18 protein-coding genes are annotated in these 18,181 nt (G+C 64.1%); 11 read left to right on the top strand and 7 right to left on the bottom strand.

Going from position 1 to position 18,181, the window contains the following annotated elements; genetic code table 11:
- Window positions 1–107: 107 nt before the first annotated feature.
- The 7 genes from NKJ11_RS31635 to rpsP all read left to right on the top strand — a co-directional run bounded on the left by NKJ11_RS31635 (window position 108) and on the right by rpsP (window position 7,105).
- Window positions 108–1,358 (top strand): flavin monoamine oxidase family protein, encoded by a 1,251-nt coding sequence (locus NKJ11_RS31635; RefSeq protein WP_352555592.1) that lies wholly within the window; start codon window positions 108–110, stop codon window positions 1,356–1,358.
- 177 nt (window positions 1,359–1,535) lie between these two features.
- Window positions 1,536–2,633: a zinc-binding metallopeptidase family protein gene (locus tag NKJ11_RS31640; RefSeq protein WP_128304288.1), complete on the top strand. Its 1,098-nt coding sequence runs from the start codon at window positions 1,536–1,538 to the stop codon at window positions 2,631–2,633.
- 63 nt (window positions 2,634–2,696) lie between these two features.
- Window positions 2,697–3,296, top strand: coding sequence for a DUF1236 domain-containing protein (locus NKJ11_RS31645; RefSeq protein WP_023811326.1), 600 nt, complete (start codon window positions 2,697–2,699; stop codon window positions 3,294–3,296).
- 171 nt (window positions 3,297–3,467) lie between these two features.
- The gene (locus NKJ11_RS31650) at window positions 3,468–4,418 is read left to right on the top strand and encodes a CPBP family intramembrane glutamic endopeptidase (protein WP_128304289.1); all 951 of its coding nucleotides are present in this window, start codon (window positions 3,468–3,470) and stop codon (window positions 4,416–4,418) included.
- Window positions 4,419–4,695: 277 nt separating this feature from the next.
- Window positions 4,696–6,318, top strand: coding sequence for a signal recognition particle protein (gene ffh, locus NKJ11_RS31655; RefSeq protein WP_128304290.1), 1,623 nt, complete (start codon window positions 4,696–4,698; stop codon window positions 6,316–6,318).
- A 7-nt stretch (window positions 6,319–6,325) separates the two neighbouring features.
- The gene (locus NKJ11_RS31660) at window positions 6,326–6,652 is read left to right on the top strand and encodes a chorismate mutase (protein WP_023811329.1); all 327 of its coding nucleotides are present in this window, start codon (window positions 6,326–6,328) and stop codon (window positions 6,650–6,652) included.
- Window positions 6,653–6,703: 51 nt separating this feature from the next.
- Window positions 6,704–7,105, top strand: a complete 402-nt coding sequence (rpsP, locus tag NKJ11_RS31665; RefSeq protein ID WP_023811330.1) for a 30S ribosomal protein S16 — start codon at window positions 6,704–6,706, stop codon at window positions 7,103–7,105.
- An 81-nt stretch (window positions 7,106–7,186) separates the two neighbouring features.
- Here the strand turns inward: rpsP and NKJ11_RS31670 are convergent, their stop codons facing one another.
- The 3 genes from NKJ11_RS31670 to NKJ11_RS31680 all read right to left on the bottom strand — a co-directional run bounded on the left by NKJ11_RS31670 (window position 7,187) and on the right by NKJ11_RS31680 (window position 9,034).
- On the bottom strand, window positions 7,187–7,450 hold the full coding sequence (locus NKJ11_RS31670) for a YMGG-like glycine zipper-containing protein (RefSeq protein ID WP_023811331.1): 264 nt from the start codon (window positions 7,448–7,450) through the stop codon (window positions 7,187–7,189).
- A gap of 134 nt (window positions 7,451–7,584) precedes the next feature.
- Window positions 7,585–7,995 carry a DoxX family protein gene (locus NKJ11_RS31675; RefSeq protein WP_128304291.1) on the bottom strand — a complete coding sequence of 137 codons (411 nt, stop codon included), beginning with the start codon at window positions 7,993–7,995 and terminating at the stop codon, window positions 7,585–7,587.
- A gap of 109 nt (window positions 7,996–8,104) precedes the next feature.
- Window positions 8,105–9,034 carry a bestrophin family protein gene (locus NKJ11_RS31680; RefSeq protein ID WP_352612821.1) on the bottom strand — a complete coding sequence of 310 codons (930 nt, stop codon included), beginning with the start codon at window positions 9,032–9,034 and terminating at the stop codon, window positions 8,105–8,107.
- 157 nt (window positions 9,035–9,191) lie between these two features.
- Between NKJ11_RS31680 and NKJ11_RS31685 the strand changes: the two genes are divergently transcribed.
- Window positions 9,192–9,599 (top strand): ACT domain-containing protein, encoded by a 408-nt coding sequence (locus NKJ11_RS31685; RefSeq protein ID WP_128304292.1) that lies wholly within the window; start codon window positions 9,192–9,194, stop codon window positions 9,597–9,599.
- 174 nt (window positions 9,600–9,773) lie between these two features.
- Here the strand turns inward: NKJ11_RS31685 and NKJ11_RS31690 are convergent, their stop codons facing one another.
- On the bottom strand, window positions 9,774–10,808 hold the full coding sequence (locus tag NKJ11_RS31690) for an aspartate-semialdehyde dehydrogenase (protein ID WP_023814446.1): 1,035 nt from the start codon (window positions 10,806–10,808) through the stop codon (window positions 9,774–9,776).
- Between the two features lie 457 nt (window positions 10,809–11,265).
- Between NKJ11_RS31690 and NKJ11_RS31695 the strand changes: the two genes are divergently transcribed.
- Window positions 11,266–13,140, top strand: a complete 1,875-nt coding sequence (locus tag NKJ11_RS31695) for a DEAD/DEAH box helicase (RefSeq protein WP_128304293.1) — start codon at window positions 11,266–11,268, stop codon at window positions 13,138–13,140.
- 98 nt (window positions 13,141–13,238) lie between these two features.
- On the opposite strand, the gene NKJ11_RS31700 is transcribed toward NKJ11_RS31695, so the two are convergent.
- Entirely contained in the window at window positions 13,239–14,606 is a 1,368-nt protein-coding gene (locus NKJ11_RS31700; protein WP_352795046.1) for a glycosyltransferase, read from the bottom strand.
- A gap of 182 nt (window positions 14,607–14,788) precedes the next feature.
- Here NKJ11_RS31700 and NKJ11_RS31705 point away from each other — a divergent pair, with 182 nt between their 5' ends.
- Both NKJ11_RS31705 and NKJ11_RS31710 read left to right on the top strand, forming a co-directional pair.
- Window positions 14,789–15,499 (top strand): DUF805 domain-containing protein, encoded by a 711-nt coding sequence (locus tag NKJ11_RS31705; protein ID WP_128304295.1) that lies wholly within the window; start codon window positions 14,789–14,791, stop codon window positions 15,497–15,499.
- Between the two features lie 63 nt (window positions 15,500–15,562).
- Entirely contained in the window at window positions 15,563–16,225 is a 663-nt protein-coding gene (locus NKJ11_RS31710) for a DUF805 domain-containing protein (protein WP_023814442.1), read from the top strand.
- Here the strand turns inward: NKJ11_RS31710 and NKJ11_RS31715 are convergent.
- Entirely contained in the window at window positions 16,222–16,698 is a 477-nt protein-coding gene (locus tag NKJ11_RS31715; protein ID WP_023814441.1) for a GNAT family N-acetyltransferase, read from the bottom strand. The two genes, NKJ11_RS31710 and NKJ11_RS31715, sit on opposite strands and share 4 nt — an antisense overlap.
- A 4-nt stretch (window positions 16,699–16,702) precedes the next feature.
- Window positions 16,703–17,806: a 3-isopropylmalate dehydrogenase gene (gene leuB / locus NKJ11_RS31720; RefSeq protein ID WP_023814440.1), complete on the bottom strand. Its 1,104-nt coding sequence runs from the start codon at window positions 17,804–17,806 to the stop codon at window positions 16,703–16,705.
- Window positions 17,807–18,181: the final 375 nt, after the last annotated feature.

Below are 18,181 nucleotides of genomic sequence, written 5' to 3' on the forward strand. Positions count from 1 at the left end.
TGCGAACTTGCCAGCGAAACGCGCACTTGTCACTGTCACCGCTGCAATGCTGGCGAATGCCGTGGAATTTGCCTAGGATCAAGTGATTATTGTGGCAGGGGGGCTGCATGCAAGACGTTGATGTCGTCATCATCGGTGCCGGCTCGGCGGGTCTTGCCGCCGCCAGGAGCTTGCAGGCGGCGGGGCTTTCCTTCACGCTGCTCGAAGCGATAGACCGAATCGGCGGGCGAGCCTGGACCAGCGACCAGCATTTCGGCGTGCCTTTCGACATCGGCTGCGCCTGGCTGCATGCGGCCGACCGCAATCCCTATTTTCCCGAAGCCCAGGCGGCAGGCTGGACGTTGCATCATCACGACATGAACGTCGATCATCTCTACTACCGCGAGCGCAAGGCGAGCGAAGCGGAAGAAGCCGACATGAAGGCCGCCGACGCAAAGCTGTTCGAACTGCTGGCCAAGCATGAAGTGAAGGACGGAGATGACGATCGTCTTTCGGCGCTGTTGGCAAAAGGCCATGCACCGCGCGCCGCCGCCACCTTCGCCGGGCCGATGGATTTCGGTGCCGACGAGGACGAAATCTCGATCCTCGACTTCCAGGCCGCTGCCGATCTCGACCCGAACTACTTCAGCAAGGAGGGCCTTGGCGCGCTGGTGGCGCGTTTCGGCGCCGGCGTGCCGGTCGAACTTTCGACGCCGGTGCGCAAGATCCTGTGGGACGTGCCGGGCGTCGCCTGCGTCACCGATCGCGGCACCGTCCGCGCCAAGGCGGTGATCGTCACCGCTTCGCCGGCGGTGCTCGCCTTCGAGGAGATCGCGTTCTCGCCGGCCTTGCCAGACACGCATTTCGGCGCCTTCTTCGACCTGCCGATGGGCATGCTGACCAAATTGCCGGTCGAAATATCGGGCACCAGGCTCGGGCTGCAGCCCTTCGACGACCTGCTGATCGAACGGATGGCCAGGCACGACATCTATTTCCTGTGCTTCCCGTTCGACCTCGATCTGATGGTCGGCTTCGTCGGCGGCGATTTCGCCTGGGAAATGTCGGCGGCCGGCGAGGCGGCCGGCATCGACTTCGTCGTCGACCGGCTGTGCGGCATCTTCGGCGGCGATACGCGCAAACATGTCGGACGCGCCATGATGACCAATTGGGGCGGCGAGCGCTTCGTACGCGGTGCCTATGCCGCCGCTCGCCCCGGCCGTTCACTGGCGCGCGCCGCACTCATGCAGCCGGTGGCCGACAAGATCTTCTTCGCCGGCGAGCACCTGGCCGGTCCACTGATGCAGACCTGCGGCGGCGCACGGCTGTCGGGCGAAGCGGTGGCAAGACAGGTTGTCACCCAGCTTGCGGCGAGGACATGATCCGAACCGAAGGACGGAACCAACGACAGGTGGAACCTGGTCTTCGCTTTGCGAAACCTCGTTCTGCAGAGATTATGTTCCAACAAGTTCGACAAAATGCGGAACGCCGCGCGGCTGTTCGCGTTGGGCACGGGCCGCCGTGAACATCTATGTCACCTCCGGTGAATTGAGACCGACATGAAACTCTTCGACTGCCCCCATTGCGGCCATCGCATCTATTTCGAGAACGCCAAGTGCCTGAACTGCGGGAACCCGGTGCTCTACGATCCCGAGCACGCGCGCTTTGCGCTGGCGGGCGTCGACGGCGTCTTCCAGTGCACCAACGCCGACGAATGCGCCTGCAACTGGATGGCGGAACCGGGTCACGCTTTTTGCCGCGCCTGCGTGCTGAACCAGCTGATCCCGGATCTCTCCGTCGACGGCAACCGCCGCCGCTGGATCCGTGTCGAAGCGGCGAAGAAGCGCGCCATCTACTCGCTGCTGGCCTTCGGGCTGCCGGTAGTCCCCAAGCAGACTCCTGCCGACGAGGTCGGCCTGGCCTTCGACTTCCTCGCCGATCCGATCGGCGGCGGCCCTGGTGGCGAGCGGATCCTCACCGGCCACGACAATGGTTTGATCACGCTCAATGTCGCCGAGGCGGATTCGGCCGAGCGCGAGAAGCGGCGCGTCGAGATGGGCGAGAACTACCGCACCTTGCTCGGCCATTTCCGCCATGAGCTCGGGCACTATTACTGGGACCGCCTCATCCGCGACGATCCGCACAGGCTCGAAGCTTTCCGCGCACTGTTCGGCGATGACCGCGCCGATTACGAACAAGCGCTGAAGGCCTATTATGCCGATGGTGCGCCGCCCGACTGGCAGCAGGGCCACATCTCGGCCTATGCGACCTCGCATCCTTGGGAGGACTGGGCCGAGACCTGGGCTCACCACCTGCATATCACCGATACGCTGGAAATGGTGCACGCACTGAACTTTCCACTCGGCCGGCTGGAGACGGTGGAGGCCAACGACTTGCCGCGCGGCGACACCGGCGGCGAATTGCAGGCGGCACCCTCGGAGCCGGCGGCCGCGCCGGAGCCTTTCGAAAAGATCCTTGCCCGCTGGCTGGTGCTGTCGGAGGCCTCCAATTCGATCAACCGCTGCATGGGTCTGCCCGACCTCTACCCCTTTGTCATTTCGGACGTCACGGCGCGGAAATTGGAATTCGTTCACGAACTTCTGACCGATTTGCCGAAAGAACACGGAACAAATCGTGAGTTGGCGCAGGCGCTTTAGCGGGAACGCATGAGCTGCTGCCCCGTTTTCGCTGCCGAGGGACCATGAAAACGGAGAGAAACCATGAAATCCCTATTGTTTCCTGCGGTAGCCGGAATGCTGACCGTGATGTCGGGCGCCGCGTTTGCCGATACCGCCGTCTCAGCCGTCACCGATCTTAACGTGCGCGCCGGGCCTGGCCCGCAATATCCTGTGATCGGCGTGCTCGCCGCCGGTCAGTCGGCAACGCTCAATGGCTGCATCGAAAACAGCAAATGGTGCACCATAGCCGAGGCCGGCGGCCAGGGCTGGGTCTATTCCGACTATGTGACGGCCGATATAGGCGGCAGCCGGGTGGTGCTGACGGAACGGCGTTCTAGCGTTGCTGTCGTCTCGCCGCCGGAGGACATCGGCAACTACTCGACCGATTATACCGGCGCGATCATCGCCAGCGATCCGGTCGTGGATGACTTCCCTTCGCCCCCGGCTGAAGTCCGCACCTATGTCGACACGCATCGCCTCGATCCCATCTATCTCGAAGGCGAAGTGGTGACCGGCGCGACCCTGCCCGACACCGTCGAGCTGCGCGAGATTCCGGACTACAATTACCGCTATGTCTATGTGAACGGCCAGCGGGCGCTGATCGATCCGCAGACCCGACGCATCATGTACGTCGTTCGCTGACGACAAGCGGCACAAGCGGCCGCAGCGACAGCAGCGGCCGCCAGCAGGCGGCGCTGCCGCGCGGCGCTCTCCTGCGCCGACTTTGCTCTGGCTTAGTCTTTGCGGAAAACCATTCCGATTTTCCCGGCCATCGGTTAGTCAACAGGCGATGACTTTGGGAAGGGAGCCCGCGTGACCATCGATCCGGCCGCCTTCGAGCGTTACAGGCATTCGCCGAACTCCAGGACGACCTTACCGCGCCTGTTGCTCGGAACGGGGATCGTGGTCCTTTTTTGGGCAGCAACCACCGTGGCCGTGCTGGTCGGCGGCACCTATGCCTTCATCGCCTGGCAGGCGACCCCATCATCCGGCATTCAGGGCTTCCTCGCTTCGCCCCTCGGCATCCTCACCGCGCTCGTCTCGTTTGCCGGCATCTGGATCGGCCTGTGGGTCGCGATGCGCTGGGTGCATGGCGAGAAGCTGTCGGCGCTGCTCGGCAACAGCCGACGAGTTTCATGGCCCGGCTTCCTCAAAGGGCTGATCGCGGTGCTGATCACGTCGTTCATATCCGAAATCCTGCTCTATCTGCTGCAGCCGCAGATCACGCGTGGCCCGATCAGCCTGTCATCCTGGCTGCTGTTTGCGATCCCGATCGCCGCGCTTACCTTGGTGCAGACCTCTTCGGAAGAGCTGCTGTTTCGCGGCTACCTGCTGCGCGGTCTCGCCAGCCGGTTCACGAGCCCATTCGTCTGGGCCCTGCTGCCGGCCCTGCTGTTCACCTCGCTGCATTGGAGTGCGAGTTCGTCACCAGCCATCAATGCTTGCGTGCTGGCGTCGATCGCCGCTTTCGCGCTGCTGCTGACACTTGTCGTCTACGCAACCGGCAATCTCGGCGCCGCCTTGGGTGCTCATCTCGGCAACAACCTGACCGGGTTTCTCTTGATCTCGCATCAGGAAAGCTACAATTCCTTCGCCCTGTTCAATGCCAGGCCGCTCGAAGGACCGGGCTGGGCGACGTCGGATGCGGTTCTCATCGCCTTCATCGGCATCGCCTGCAGCCTGCTGACCATCGTGCTGCTTCTACATCCGCGTTCGCCGCTCAGGGTTGCCGCCGAATTTCCGGACCGGGCGAGCACGGCCTGATTGCAGGCCGGGAACAACGCAATCCGGTCTTTGTCTTGACTCCGTGTCCGATTTCCTGTCTACACGCCCCGAATTCCGCGACGAGTATCCCTCCGAGCAAGCCGACCAGGACGCCGAAGCCTCTTTGAGGTGAAGTGCTGTAAATCGATCCTGGAGGCCAACACCCGGCAGCGCTGAGCGCCCCCGGGTGCTTTTTGGTTTTGGCTTTTGGTTGGACACTGGGCGCGAACGCATTACCTCTCGGGCATCATCCGGATGCCAGGGAAAAGGAAAACGAATGTTTGAATCGCTACAGGAACGTCTTGGTTCGATCCTGAACGGCCTGACCGGCCGCGGAGCCCTGTCGGAGGCTGATGTCTCGGCGGCGCTGCGCGAGGTGCGCCGGGCGCTGCTCGAAGCAGACGTGGCGCTGGAAGTGGTGCGCTCCTTCACCGACAAGGTGCGCGAGAAGGCCGTCGGCGCTGCCGTGGTCAAGTCTATCAAGCCCGGCCAGATGGTCGTCAAGATCGTCCATGACGAACTGGTCGACATGCTCGGCGCCGAAGGCGTCGCCATCGATCTCAATGCCCCGGCGCCGGTCGTCATCATGATGGTCGGCCTGCAGGGTTCCGGCAAGACGACCACTTCGGCCAAGATCGCCAAGCGTCTTTCCGAGCGTCAGAACAAGAAGGTCCTGATGGCCTCGCTCGACACGCGGCGCCCCGCTGCGCAGGAGCAGCTGCGCCAGCTCGGCGAACAGGTCAAGGTCGCCACGCTGCCGATCATCGACGGCCAGTCGCCGGTCGACATCGCCCGCCGCGCCGTGCAGGCGGCCAAGCTCGGCGGCCACGACATCGTCATCCTCGACACCGCCGGCCGCACCCATATCGACGAGCCGCTGATGGTCGAGATGGCCGACATCAAGAAGGTGTCGAGCCCGCACGAAATCCTGCTGGTCGCCGATTCGCTGACCGGCCAGGACGCCGTCAACCTGGCCAAGAGCTTCGACGAGCGCGTCGGCATCACCGGCCTCGTCCTGACCCGCATGGACGGCGACGGCCGCGGTGGTGCTGCACTCTCCATGCGCGCCGTCACCGGCAAGCCGATCAAGCTGATCGGCACTGGCGAAAAGATGGACGGGCTGGAGGAATTCCACCCCAAGCGCATCGCCGACCGCATCCTCGGCATGGGCGACATTGTCTCGCTCGTCGAAAAGGCCGCCGAGAACATCGACGCCGAACAGGCGGCGGCGATGGCCAAGAAGATGCAGTCGGGCAAGTTCGACCTGAACGATCTCGCCGGCCAGCTTCAGCAGATGTCGAAGATGGGCGGCATGGGCGGCATCATGGGCATGATGCCCGGCATGGGCAAGATGAAGGACCAGATGGCCGCCGCCGGTCTCGACGACAAGATGTTCGGCCGCCAGCTCGCCATCATCTCGTCGATGACCAAGGCCGAGCGCGCCAATCCCGATTTGCTCAAGCATTCGCGCAAGAAGCGCATCGCCGCCGGTTCCGGCACCGACGCGGCCGAAATCAACAAGCTGCTCAAGATGCATCGCGGCATGGCCGACATGATGAAGGCGATGGGCGGCAAGGGCAAAGGCGGCGGCCTGATGCGCGGCATGATGGGCGGCCTCGCCTCCAAGATGGGCCTCGGCGGCATGATGCCCGGCGGCCCCGGGGGCATGGGTGGCGGCATGATGGGCGGCGGCATGCCGGACCTGTCGAAGATGGACCCTAAGCAGCTCGAAGCCTTGCAGAAGCAGGCACAGGCAGCCGGCCTTGGCGGCGGCATGAAAGGCCTTCCCGGCGGCGGTGGCCTGCCCAGCGGCGTGCCAGGTCTGCCCGGCGGCATGAAACTCCCCGGGCTTCCCGGCCTCGGCGGTGGCGGGCTGCCCGGCCTTGGCAAGAAGAAGTGAGGACGCCATGAACGAAGAGAAGGACATGGCCGACGCCCGCGCTCTCCTGGCCGATTACCGCGCCTCGATCGATAACATCGACGCGGCCCTCATCCACATGCTGGCCGAGCGCTTCCGCTGCACCAAGGCGGTCGGTGTGCTGAAGGCGACGCATGGCCTGCCCCCGGCCGACCCGGCACGCGAGCAGCAGCAGATCGCCCGGCTTCGCCAGCTGGCGAAGGATGCCCATCTCGACCCGGATTTCGCGGAAAAATTCCTCAACTTCGTCGTCCGCGAAGTGATCCGCCACCACGAACAGATCGCCGCTTCCAACGGCGTGATGAAAGCCGGCTGAGAAACCAGCCACCAACCGATCAACCAAATCAGCCTTTTTAGGAGAAAATAAATGCCCTTGAAGATCCGACTGGCCCGTGCGGGCTCGAAGAAGCGTCCTTACTACCACGTCGTCATTGCCGACGCCCGTTCGCCGCGTGACGGCCGGTTCATCGAATCGATCGGCTCGTGGAACCCGCTGCTGCCCAAGGACGGCGAACGCGTCAAGGTCGACGCCGACCGCGTCAAGCATTGGCTGGCGCATGGCGCCCAGCCGACCGACCGCGTGCTGCGCTTCCTCGACGAAGCCGGCCTCGTCAAGCGCGACGCCCGCTCCAACCCGAAGAAGGCCGAGCCGGGCAAGAAGGCGCAGGAACGTGCTTCGCTCTTGAAGAAGGCGCAGGAAGACGCCGCTGCCGCGGCTGCGGCCGCCGCAGCAGCACCGGCCGAGGCGGAAGCCGCCACCGCCGAATAAGTATTGCCCTATCGCATCCAGGAAAACGGCGGGCCAAGGCCCGCCGTTTTGCTGTCCGGTTCTGTCTGTAAGAGCTGCCTATCAATAACCGCTCGGGCAGCGGTCGATGTAGACGCGGCCCCGCCGATCGCGATAGCGGCATTCGCCGCTCTCGCTTGCCCGGCCGATCAGCGCACCGGCAACGGCGCCGACGGCGCCACCGACGACGGCGCCTTCAACCGGATCGCCAGCGACCGCCGCACCGACGGCAGCGCCACCGAGGCCGCCAACGGCCGCGCCTTTTTCCGTTTGCGAACAAGCGGCGAGCGGCACCAGAAGCGCCATCAAAAGCATCGTTTTCTTCATCGTCGTTCCTCTCCGATAGGAGCCGCCTCCGCCGCCAAGCGAATCTCTAACTCGCAACTCGGCGATTCGATCCCTAAGACATTGCCCGGCAAAGGGTTCCAGGCTTCGAGTTGAAAGCGATGCTTCGAGCGGATCTATCGGCTGAACGGGATCAGCGCGCGGACCCTGGCATCGCGCAGATACAGGCCACCCCACAGGATAATGCCGAGATAGACGCCGAACAGAATGTGCGAGAGCAGCGGGTTATCGACGCGGACATTGGTGGCGATGGCGCCGCCCATATAGGCGGTGAGCAGGATGGCGCCGAGCACCGCGCTGCGCGGCAAGGCGTAGAGCGCGGTCGAGATCAGGCCGATGACGCCAAGCATGCGCGCGACATTGGCATCGGCCGGCCAGCCGAGCGGCACCATCGTCTGGGTGACGACATCGAGCGGCGGCAGCTTGATGACGCCGTCGAAGATCATGAACAGCACGATGACGCCGCTGAGCACGCGGCCGGTCCACAAAGCGCCCGGCGAGACGGGCGCGGTTTCGGAAATGCTCATGGTGGTCCCTCCTGATGGTCGAGCCCTTTCGCAGGGGTCGACCCAAGGACGTGGCATGGGGCCGCGATCCGACAGCGGGGCGGATTCTTTTAAACCCGCGCGCCTTCGCCTACGAAAAATAGAACTTTTCCGCCGGGATCATCTTCGGCGGCGTTTCGCCCAGCGCCTCGAATACCGAGATCTCGCAGACGCGGCAGAGACCGTCGAGGGCGAGGTCGTTGGCCTCGGTGCCGAACGGATCCTCGAGCTCTTCCGAAAGCGCGTCGAGGCCGAAGAAGGTGTAGGCGATCAGCGCCGTGAACAGCGGCGTTGCCCAGCCGGCGGTCGAGATCAGGCCGATCGGCAGCAGCAGGCAGACGATATAGGCCGTGCGATGCACCAACAGCGTGTAGGCGAACGGCAAGGGCGTGCCGGCGATCCGCTCGCAGCCAGCCTGGATGGCGGCGATCGACGCGAGCCTCTCATCGAGGATACGAAAGCCGATCGTGTCGACGTCGCCCGCCCGGCGCTGGGCATTGGCACGCCGGCCCATGCGCCTGACCATCTCATCCGCCGGATTGGAAAAGGCTGCTGCCTTGTCCGCCTCGGCGTCGATGAAGGCACGGGCATCCTTCATGCTGTCGATCTTGCGCAACTGCCCGCGCAGGAAATGACAGAAGGCGAGCGCTTCCATCAGCAAGGCGCGCTGTTCGGTCTGGTCCGGTATGAGGCTGGTGGTGGCGCGTGCCAGGTTGCGCATTTCGAAGACCAGCGCGCCCCACAGCTTGCGCGCCTCCCACCAACGGTCGTAGGCGGCGTTGTTGCGGAACGAGAGATAGATCGACAATGTCACGCCGACCAGGCCGAAAGGCGTGATGTTGAAGACGCTGAAATCAAGCTGGAACCGGCGCGCCACGGCCAGGATGATCGCGGAATAAAGCGCGAAGCCCAATATCTGCGGCAGGATGCGTGGCACGACCGAACCGCGCATGATGAAGAACAGCTGTAGGAATGTGGGGCGCGGGCGAACGATCATCGAAGGCCTTTCACGGACCGCCATCGGCCCTCACCTCCTTTATTGTGCGATGCGACAGCTCTGCAAGCCCAGCCGCCAGCGACACCGCCATGTCGTCCTTGCAGGCTATCGGCACCCGACGGGCGTGGATATTGAGGAGTTGCGGGCTGCGGCCCACCACTTCAGTCGAGAGAAGAGAAAAATGACCGGCGAGACCGATCTGAAGACACTGCTGGCATCGATGACGCCGGAGCTGCTGGCATGCACCTATGTCTTCGCCACGCTGGCGCCTGGCGTCGTTCAGCCGGAAGGCCTCGAGCCGGTGATGGTGTTTCGTGAGCGCGGGGGCATGACGCTGATCGTAGACGAGGAGAAGGCCATCGCTGCGGCACTGACCGCGTCATTCCGCTGCCGGATGGTCACGCTCAACATCCATTCGTCGCTGGAAGCCGTCGGCTTTCTCGCCGCCATCACCACGCGCCTCGCCGCCGCCGGCATGGGCGTGAACCCGGTTTCGGCCTTCTACCACGACCATCTGTTCGTGCCGGTCGACCGGGCGGAGGAGGCGCTGGGGCTGTTGAACCAGCTGGCCAGGGAGAACAGAGCGTAGCGCATCGGCCAGAGCTGCCGATCTCCCCCTCGTGGGGAGATCGGCATCCATCAATGCCTTCGCTAACCTTCAGCACCCGGCCGAAGGCCGAGCCCGCGACTGCGGGCCGCCGGTCGTCCGGCGCCCCCGCGGAGGGCCCGCCGCGGCAGCGGCGATACGGCCCGTGAGCGAAAACTAAGCCGCCTTCTTCTTCGGCTGGATCAGTCCACGCTCGACCAGCAGCTCGGCGATCTGCACCGCGTTGAGTGCGGCGCCCTTGCGCAGATTGTCGGAGACGATCCACATCGACAGGCCGTTGTCGATGGTCGAATCCTCGCGGATGCGCGAGATGAAGGTGGCGTCTTCGCCGGCCGATTCCAGCGGCGTAATGTAGCCGCCGTCCTCGCGCTTGTCCAAGACCTGGCAGCCTGGGGCTTCACGCAGGATATCGCGCGCCTCGTCGGCGGTGATCGGCTTTTCGAACTCGATGTTGACCGCTTCCGAATGGCCGATGAACACCGGCACGCGCACGCAGGTCGCCGTCAGCTTGATCTTGGGGTCGAGCATCTTCTTGGTCTCGGCGACCATCTTCCACTCTTCCTTGGTGGAGCCGTCATCAAGGAAGACATCGATGTGCGGGATGACGTTGAAGGCGATGCGCTTGGTGAACTTCTTGACCTCGACGCCATCGGCGACGAAGACCGCGCGGGTCTGGGTAAAGAGTTCGTCCATACCTTCCTTGCCGGCGCCCGACACCGACTGGTAGGTGGCGACAACGACACGCTTGATGGTGGCGAAGTCATGCAGCGGCTTCAATGCCACTACCAGCTGCGCCGTCGAGCAATTCGGATTGGCGATGATGTTCTTGCGCGTGAACAGCGAGATCGCGTCCGGGTTCACTTCCGGCACGATCAACGGCACGTCCTGATCGTAGCGGAAGGCCGACGAATTATCGATGACGACGCAGCCCTGCTTGCCGATCTTCGGCGACCATTCCTTGGAGACGCTGCCGCCAGCCGACATGATGCAGATGTCGGTGTCGGAAAAATCATACTGGTCGAGCGTCTTCACCTTCAGCGTGCGGTCGCCGAACGACACTTCCGTGCCCTGGCTGCGCCGCGACGCCAGCGCCACGACTTCGCTTACCGGAAAGCCGCGCTCTTCCAGTATGTTGAGCATTTCCCGGCCCACATTGCCCGTGGCGCCGACGATCGCTACCTTGAAACTCATCGAAAAATCTCCTGTCCCTCTCCGCTTGGTTTTTGGAGAAACCCGCTGGCCGATGCGGGTTCCGTCCCCCGGGCCGAACCCGGGAGAGGGTGGTTAGGCCAAGGGAGTCACACCGTTTTGGTGGTGGTTTTGGTAGTTTTTTTGGCCAAGAATGGGGTTTTGCTGGAACGAGGGGACGCGCCGACGCGCCCGGCCCAATGATGTGCATTGAGGCTGGGGGCATCGAATGCAAGAAGAGCCATCAAAAGGCCGCGCATCGAAAAAACGATCCCGTTCAAAGCGGGCTTTTACGCGGTTTGCGTCAAGAGTCAATTGCGATGAGCGTCCTGTTGCCCTGTACAATCGCGGCGGCACGAAGTACGAACGGCATGACCATCCGGCTCATGGAGCGTCCCGACGCCCGCCGAAGACAGGCCCATTGCTGGGCATATAAGAATCCGAATTCCGAAAGAGTAAGATGTCCAACTTCGATGCACTCGTTCCCGCGCTGGCAAGGGCGCTGGAAAAACGCGGCTATTCCGAGCTGACGCCCGTCCAGAAGGCGGTTGTGGCGCCGGAACTCGGCGAGGCCGATGCGCTGGTTTCGGCGCAGACCGGCTCCGGCAAGACGGTGGCCTTCGGCCTCGCTCTGGCGCCGACCCTGCTTGAGGGCGCGGAGCGCTTCGGCCACGCCGCCGCACCGCTGGCGCTGGCGGTGGCGCCGACGCGCGAACTCGCCTTGCAGGTGACGCGCGAGCTGGAATGGCTCTACGAGTTGACCGGCGCAACCGTGGCTTCCTGCGTCGGCGGCATGGACATGCGCTCGGAGCGGCGTGTGCTGGAGCGCGGCGCCCATATCGTCGTCGGCACGCCCGGCCGGCTGCGCGACCACATCACCCGGCGCTCGCTCGACATGTCGGCGCTGAAGGCGGTGGTGCTCGACGAGGCCGACGAGATGCTCGATCTGGGCTTTCGCGAAGACCTCGAATTCATCCTCGACGCCGCTCCTGCCGAACGCCGGACGCTGATGTTCTCGGCCACGGTGCCGCGCTCGATCGCCACGCTCGCGCAGGGCTATCAGCGCGATGCGGTGCGCATCTCGGCCGCCGGCGAGGAGAAGCAGCATCTCGACATCGAATACCGGGCGCTGAGCGTCGCCCAGCCCGACCGGGAAAACGCCATCATCAACGTTCTGCGCTATTACGAAGCCAAGAACGCGCTGGTGTTCTGCAACACGCGTGCCGCCGTCAATCATCTGACCGCGCGCTTCAACAACCGCAACTTCTCCGTCGTCGCCCTCTCCGGCGAGCTCAGCCAGAACGAGCGCAGCCATGCGCTGCAGGCAATGCGCGACGGCCGCGCAAAAGTCTGCATCGCCACCGATGTCGCGGCGCGCGGCATCGACCTGCCCAACCTCGAACTGGTCATCCACGCCGATTTGCCGACCAACCCCGAAACGCTGCTGCACCGCAGCGGCCGCACCGGCCGCGCCGGACGCAAGGGCGTCAGCGCGCTGATCGTGCCCAACAGCGCCCGCAAGCGCACCGAGCGGCTGCTGCAGAACGCCGGCCTCAAGGCGACATGGGCGAGCCCGCCCTCGGCCGACGACGTGATGCGGCGCGACGACGAGCGCATCCTGGCCGATCCGGTTTTCGACGAGCCGGTGAAGGAAGACGAGCGCGGTTTCATCGACGCGCTGCTCGCAAGACATGGCGCCGAGCAAGTGGCTGCCGCCTTCGTGCGCCAGTGCCGCGCCAGCCGCTCGGCGCCCGAGGACCTCATGGAGATCGCGCCCTTCACGCCGTCGCGTGAAAGACCGGCAGGCGAAGGTTTCGCGCGCCGCGACGAGGCGCCCAGCCGCCGCGACGATTTCGGTGACAGCGTCTGGTTCTCGCTGTCGATCGGGCGCCGGCAAAATGCCGAGCCGCGCTGGCTCATCCCAATGCTGTGCCGCATCGGCAGCATCTCGAAGCGCGAGATCGGCGCCATCAAGATGCAGCCGGAAGAGACCTACGTGCAGATATCAGCCGACTGGGCCGACCGCTTCCTGGCCGCGATCGGTCCCGATCGCAAGCTGCAAGGCAACATCCTGGTGAAGCGGCTCGAGGGCACGCCCGATCTGTCGCGCGCCGGCTACCAGCCGCCAAGCCCCGACAAGAAGCCGCATCGCGGCAAGGCGCCGTTCGACCCCAACGCGCCGAAGCGCAAATTCGAAAAACGTGCACCAGCAGCAGTCGATCAGCGCCCGGCCACCGCGCATGAGGCAAAGCCATGGGCGAAGAAGCCGGGCAAGCCGAAATTCGACACCACCGGCGCGCCCAAGCACAAGAAGGCGAAGAAGCGGCCCACCTAGAGCATTTCACCGTTTCACGGAAACGGCGATCTGCTCTAACTCTTTGTTTTGACGCAATTCTAGACGGAAAACCGCTTCACACTTTTCCTAGAATTGCTCTAGGACTTCGGCCGGAGCGACGCGCTTGCCTGCAGGCCAGCCTTGATGGCAGCCCAGCTGGCCGATGCCGCCGTCGGGCGATGCTGCTTTGCGATGCGTTCCGTCAGCGACGAGCGCCAGTCCGGGTCTTCCGCCATCCTGCGGATTGCAGCGTACCAGCCGGCCTGGTCATTGGAATCGACCACCGGCATCAGCCCGCCGCTCGCCTCGATCAACGCCGGCGCTGTCGAGACGATGACGGGAACGCCGAAATCGAGACATTCCGAGGCGCCGTAGCCCCAGCCCTCGATATGCGAGGGAAAGACGCCAAAGGAAGCGCTGCGATAATATCGGATGAGCTCCTCATCGCTGATCGCTCCGGTGAACGTAACCCGCTCAAGCAATCTCGGATGGGCCTTGAGATAGGCGCGCAGCGGATCGATCATCCAGCCCCAGCGCCCGGCGCAGACGAGCCGCGGCAGCGTGACGCCCTCGTCGAGCGCCTGCTGCCATATCCGTGCCAGCAGGATGTGGTTCTTGCGCACTTCGATGGTCGAGCAATAGAGCACGAACGGCTCGTCGGCCTCGATGCGCGAAGTCTCGCCCATGCGCGAAGCCGTTTCGTACAGGATGGACGGCATCGGAAACCGATATACCACCGGCTGCGTGACGCCTGCCTGTTGCATATGATCGGTCAGCGTCGCACCAACTTCGTCGGATGCACAAAATGCCGGCGCGCCGGAACGCACGAGGTGCTCGAGATATGACCCGTAGCGAGCCTCGCCAGGGCTCATACCAACCATGTCGGGGCGCAGTGTCGGGATGAGGTCGTGGCAAAGAAACGCAAGGCCACCGGCGCGCCCGGAGACGGCGGCTCGGTCGTCCCCGGCCAGAATGTGATGGCTGATCAGGACAAAGCCGCGTTCAGTCTCGTCCGGTTGGCTTGGAACCTGACGCGGGGCCGACCGGGTCCGCGCCCGCTGGTACAGCCGATAGGCCCGGATCAGCAGCCTGGTCGCCTGATAGGCAATCCCTTTGCGGCCATGGGTCACCGTCTTTGCGAGATGGCGGTCGGCGTCGCGCTTGCCCCATGGCTGCTGCCTCACCGCTTCGAGGGCCTGCGACATCGCCGTGCGTCTCCCAGGCCATCGTTTGAGGCGCCAGGGTGAAATCTCGCCCGTCGCGACATGGTCCTGCTCGAAAGGAGCGAGGGGGCGAAACCGGCCTTCCCACGGTCGGAACGCCACCACCTCTACGCAAGGGTCGGGATCGGCCAGGGCTGCGCTGACGAGAAAGCTTTCCACCCGCGGGATGCCGACAAGTCCCTGGCCGGACGGCCAGAACGTTAGGCCGGTGGCGTCGATGGCCAGCCTGGGAGGTCTTTCCACTCCATCTTCAATCACGGTTTTACTGTCAGGACTCTCGACTGTCATGTTCTGCTTCTGCCGAAGGCGGTTGCACTCGATGCCTTATGCTTCATTTGCCGCGAAGAGGGTAGCCATGCTGGCTTGCCCATCGGCTCGGGCCTGTGCAACCTTCGGCTGGACGTGGCGAGCGGGGGGGGTGGCAAATGCGGGGCGAAGTGCTTCACTATGACGAGGACCAAGGCTTTGGCTTCATATCCGGGGCCGACGGCAACCGTTACACCTTCACCCGCGAGAACCTGCGCCGGCAGACCGCCATGCCCAAAGGCACGGCCGTCGAGTTCCAGCCGGGTGGCGGCCAGGCGCGCGACGTCTTTTCGATCGCTGCTCCGACCGCTACTTCGGCCACTGACGCCGGCACGAACCCCGCACCGACTCAAGCCGGCAGCAAGGCCGCGGCAACCCCGCCCCCGGCACAGCATTTCGGCCGCTCCTCCGAGCCGGCCGAACCCAGCGATCTCTGGGGCTATTTCTGGCGCGGCGTGACGCAGAACTACTTCAATTTCGCCGGCCGCGCCCGCCGCAAGGAATATTGGGGCTACTGCCTGTTCTGGACGGTTTGCCTGCTGATCATCGGCGGCATCGGCCTGTACACCGATATGGATATGGGCGGTTTCGACAGTGATATTTCGGGCGCGATAACGGTCGGGCTGTGCGGCACGTTCCTGCTGGCGACACTGCTCCCTAGCCTCGGCATGATCGTGCGCCGGCTCCACGACATCGGCCTGTCAGGCTGGCTCAGCCTGCTGATCCTGATCCCGACCATCGGCAGCCTGATCATCCTGGTCTTCGCGCTGATCCCGACGCAGGCCCGGGAAAACCAGTGGGGGCCGGTGCCGGCGGGTGTCAGGATTTAGCCGCCACGTGTATTGCAATCACAAACAACCCTGGGTAGTATTTGCGCAACGCGGGGGAGAAACATGCGTGGCACGATATTCCACTACGATCAGGATCAGGACTACGGCTACATCGACGGAATCGACAGCAAGCGTTATATCTTTGCCCGTGACGATGTGAGCCATGAAGTGACCCTCGCCAGGGGCACCCTTGTCGAGTTTCAACCGGATGACGGTACGGCGCACGATATAGTCGCCGTCACCCCGACAGCGCCATCGCCAAGCACGGGCCAGCCACGCCGTTCGGCCGAGAGCAGGCCCGCCTATTCCATGGGTCTGTGGGCTTACTTCTGGCGCGCGATAATTGCGGACTATAGCAATTTCAAAGGTCGCGCCCGCCGCAAGGAATTCTGGGCTTTCTGGCTATTCTACACCCTCGGGATATTGGCGCTTCTAGGCTTCGGAATACTCGTTGACCTAGCGTTCAATGGCTTCAAAACCAATGCGGACAGGACGACGATGAGGGCCATAGGGCTCATACCCTTCCTGGTTTTCTTTTCGGGATTGATCCTGCCGTCGATTGCCCTCGTCGTGCGGCGTGTGCATGACGCGGGTCTGAGCGGCTGGTTTGCACTGCTGGGCTTCATCACTCCCATTGGCAGCATTGCCTTGCTGGTCTTCGGACTTCTGCCGTCCCAGGTGGGCGAAAATCCTTGGGGACCAGTGCCGGCAGGCGTCAGGATCTAGCCGCTTTTCAACGCCTCACCCGAAAGCCTGAGAAAGACCTTCTGGCCGTGGCGCTCGGCGCCAAGCCGGCCGTAAAAACGCAGCGCGCCCTCGTTCCAGTCCTCGGTGGTCAGGTCGATGCGGCCGATGCCTTCGCGCAGGCAATGATCGGCGAGAAAGCCGATCAGCGCCCGGCCGACGCCGGCGTTGCGGGCTTTGTCGCGCACGAACAGGTCCTTGAGGAACAGCAGCCGCTCGAGATCGATACCGGGGTGCGCGATCGCCACCGACGCCAGGCCGCTGACCTCGCCGTCGACGAAGGCAAGCGCGAAATGCAGATAGGCCGGGCTTTCCTCGCCAAGCCATTTTCGTGCGGCAGACACGGCCCGGCCGGCATCGAGAGGTGGCTGCCGGTAGTGAACCGCCATCTCGCACAATATGGCCGCGAGCGCCGTCGCGTCCTCGATCGTCGCCCAGCGGACGTCGACCGTCACGATATCAGCCCAGGAATTTGGCGATGATCGCGTCGCCCATCTCGACCGTACCGACCTCGGTCATGCCATCGGACATGATGTCTTTCGTCCGCAGGCCCGCGTCGAGCACAGCGGCGATCGCGCTTTCGACGCGGTCGGCTTCCTCGACCATGCCGAAGGAATAGCGCAGGCACATGGCGAAGGACGCGATCATGGCGATCGGGTTGGCGATGCCCTTGCCGGCGATGTCGGGGGCCGAGCCGTGCACCGGCTCGTACAGCGCCTTGCGCTTCTTGGTCTTCACGTCAGGCGCGCCGAGCGAGGCCGACGGCAGCATGCCGATCGAGCCGGTCAGCATGGCGGCGATGTCGGACAGCATGTCGCCGAACAGATTGTCGGTGACGATGACGTCGAACTGCTTTGGCCAGCGCACCAGCTGCATGCCGCCGGCATCGGCCAGCATGTGGTCGAGCTTGACGTCGGAATAGCGCGCCTTGTGGGTCTGGGTGACGACCTCGTTCCACAGCACGCCCGACTTCATCACATTGCGCTTTTCCATCGAAGTGACGTGGTTCTTGCGCGTGCGTGCCAGTTCGAAGGCGACGCCCGAAATGCGCTCGATCTCGAACGTGTCGTAGACCTGCGTGTCGATGCCGCGCTTCTGGCCGTTGCCGAGATCGATGATCTGCTTCGGCTCGCCGAAATAGACGCCGCCGGTCAGCTCGCGCACGATGAGGATGTCTAGACCCTCGACCACCTCCTGCTTGAGCGAGGAGGACGCCGCCAGCGCCGGATAGCAGATGGCCGGGCGCAGATTGGCGAACAGCTCCATGTCCTTGCGCAGGCGCAGCAGGCCGGCCTCAGGGCGCACCTCGTAGGGCACCGCATCCCATTTCGGACCGCCGACGGCGCCGAACAGCACCGCGTCGGCCGCCATCGCCTTTTCCATGTCGGCATCGGAGATCGCCGCGCCATGCGCGTCATAGGCGCAGCCGCCGACCAGCCCCTCATCGGTGGCAAAACCGCTGCCGAGCTTGTCGTTCATGACCGCGATCAGTTTCTTGACCTCGGCCATGGCCTCCGGACCGATGCCGTCGCCGGGGAGCAGGAAAAGATGCTTCGTTGCCATGGAGAACCGTCCCAGAAAGAATTTGAACCGGCGCTTTGCTAAACGCCAAGTGAGTTGCATGCAAGGGGAGGAAAAACACTGCGGCGCAGAACAGGCGCAGCTATGCCGCATGCCGCCGCGCCAGGCTTCTCAGAACCTGGGTTCCTCGCCCCCGCCGAAGGCGGGGGAGTGGTGGCCGCGAAGCGGCCGGAGAGGGGGCTTTCGTAGGGCGCTGGCTTAGCCCGCGGCAATCGCTGGTCTGGCTACCGTAGCGCCAGTCCCCCTCTCCGACCGCTTCGCGGCCACCTTGTATCTACACGAGAGAGATTTCGTGGGATTAGAGCGATTGAGCCAAGGTCCGGGCGGCCGCCCGGACCTTGGCTTGGCGAAGTCGCC

The organism is Mesorhizobium sp. M0243 (assembly GCF_040321775.1).
GTDB lineage: Bacteria > Pseudomonadota > Alphaproteobacteria > Rhizobiales > Rhizobiaceae > Mesorhizobium.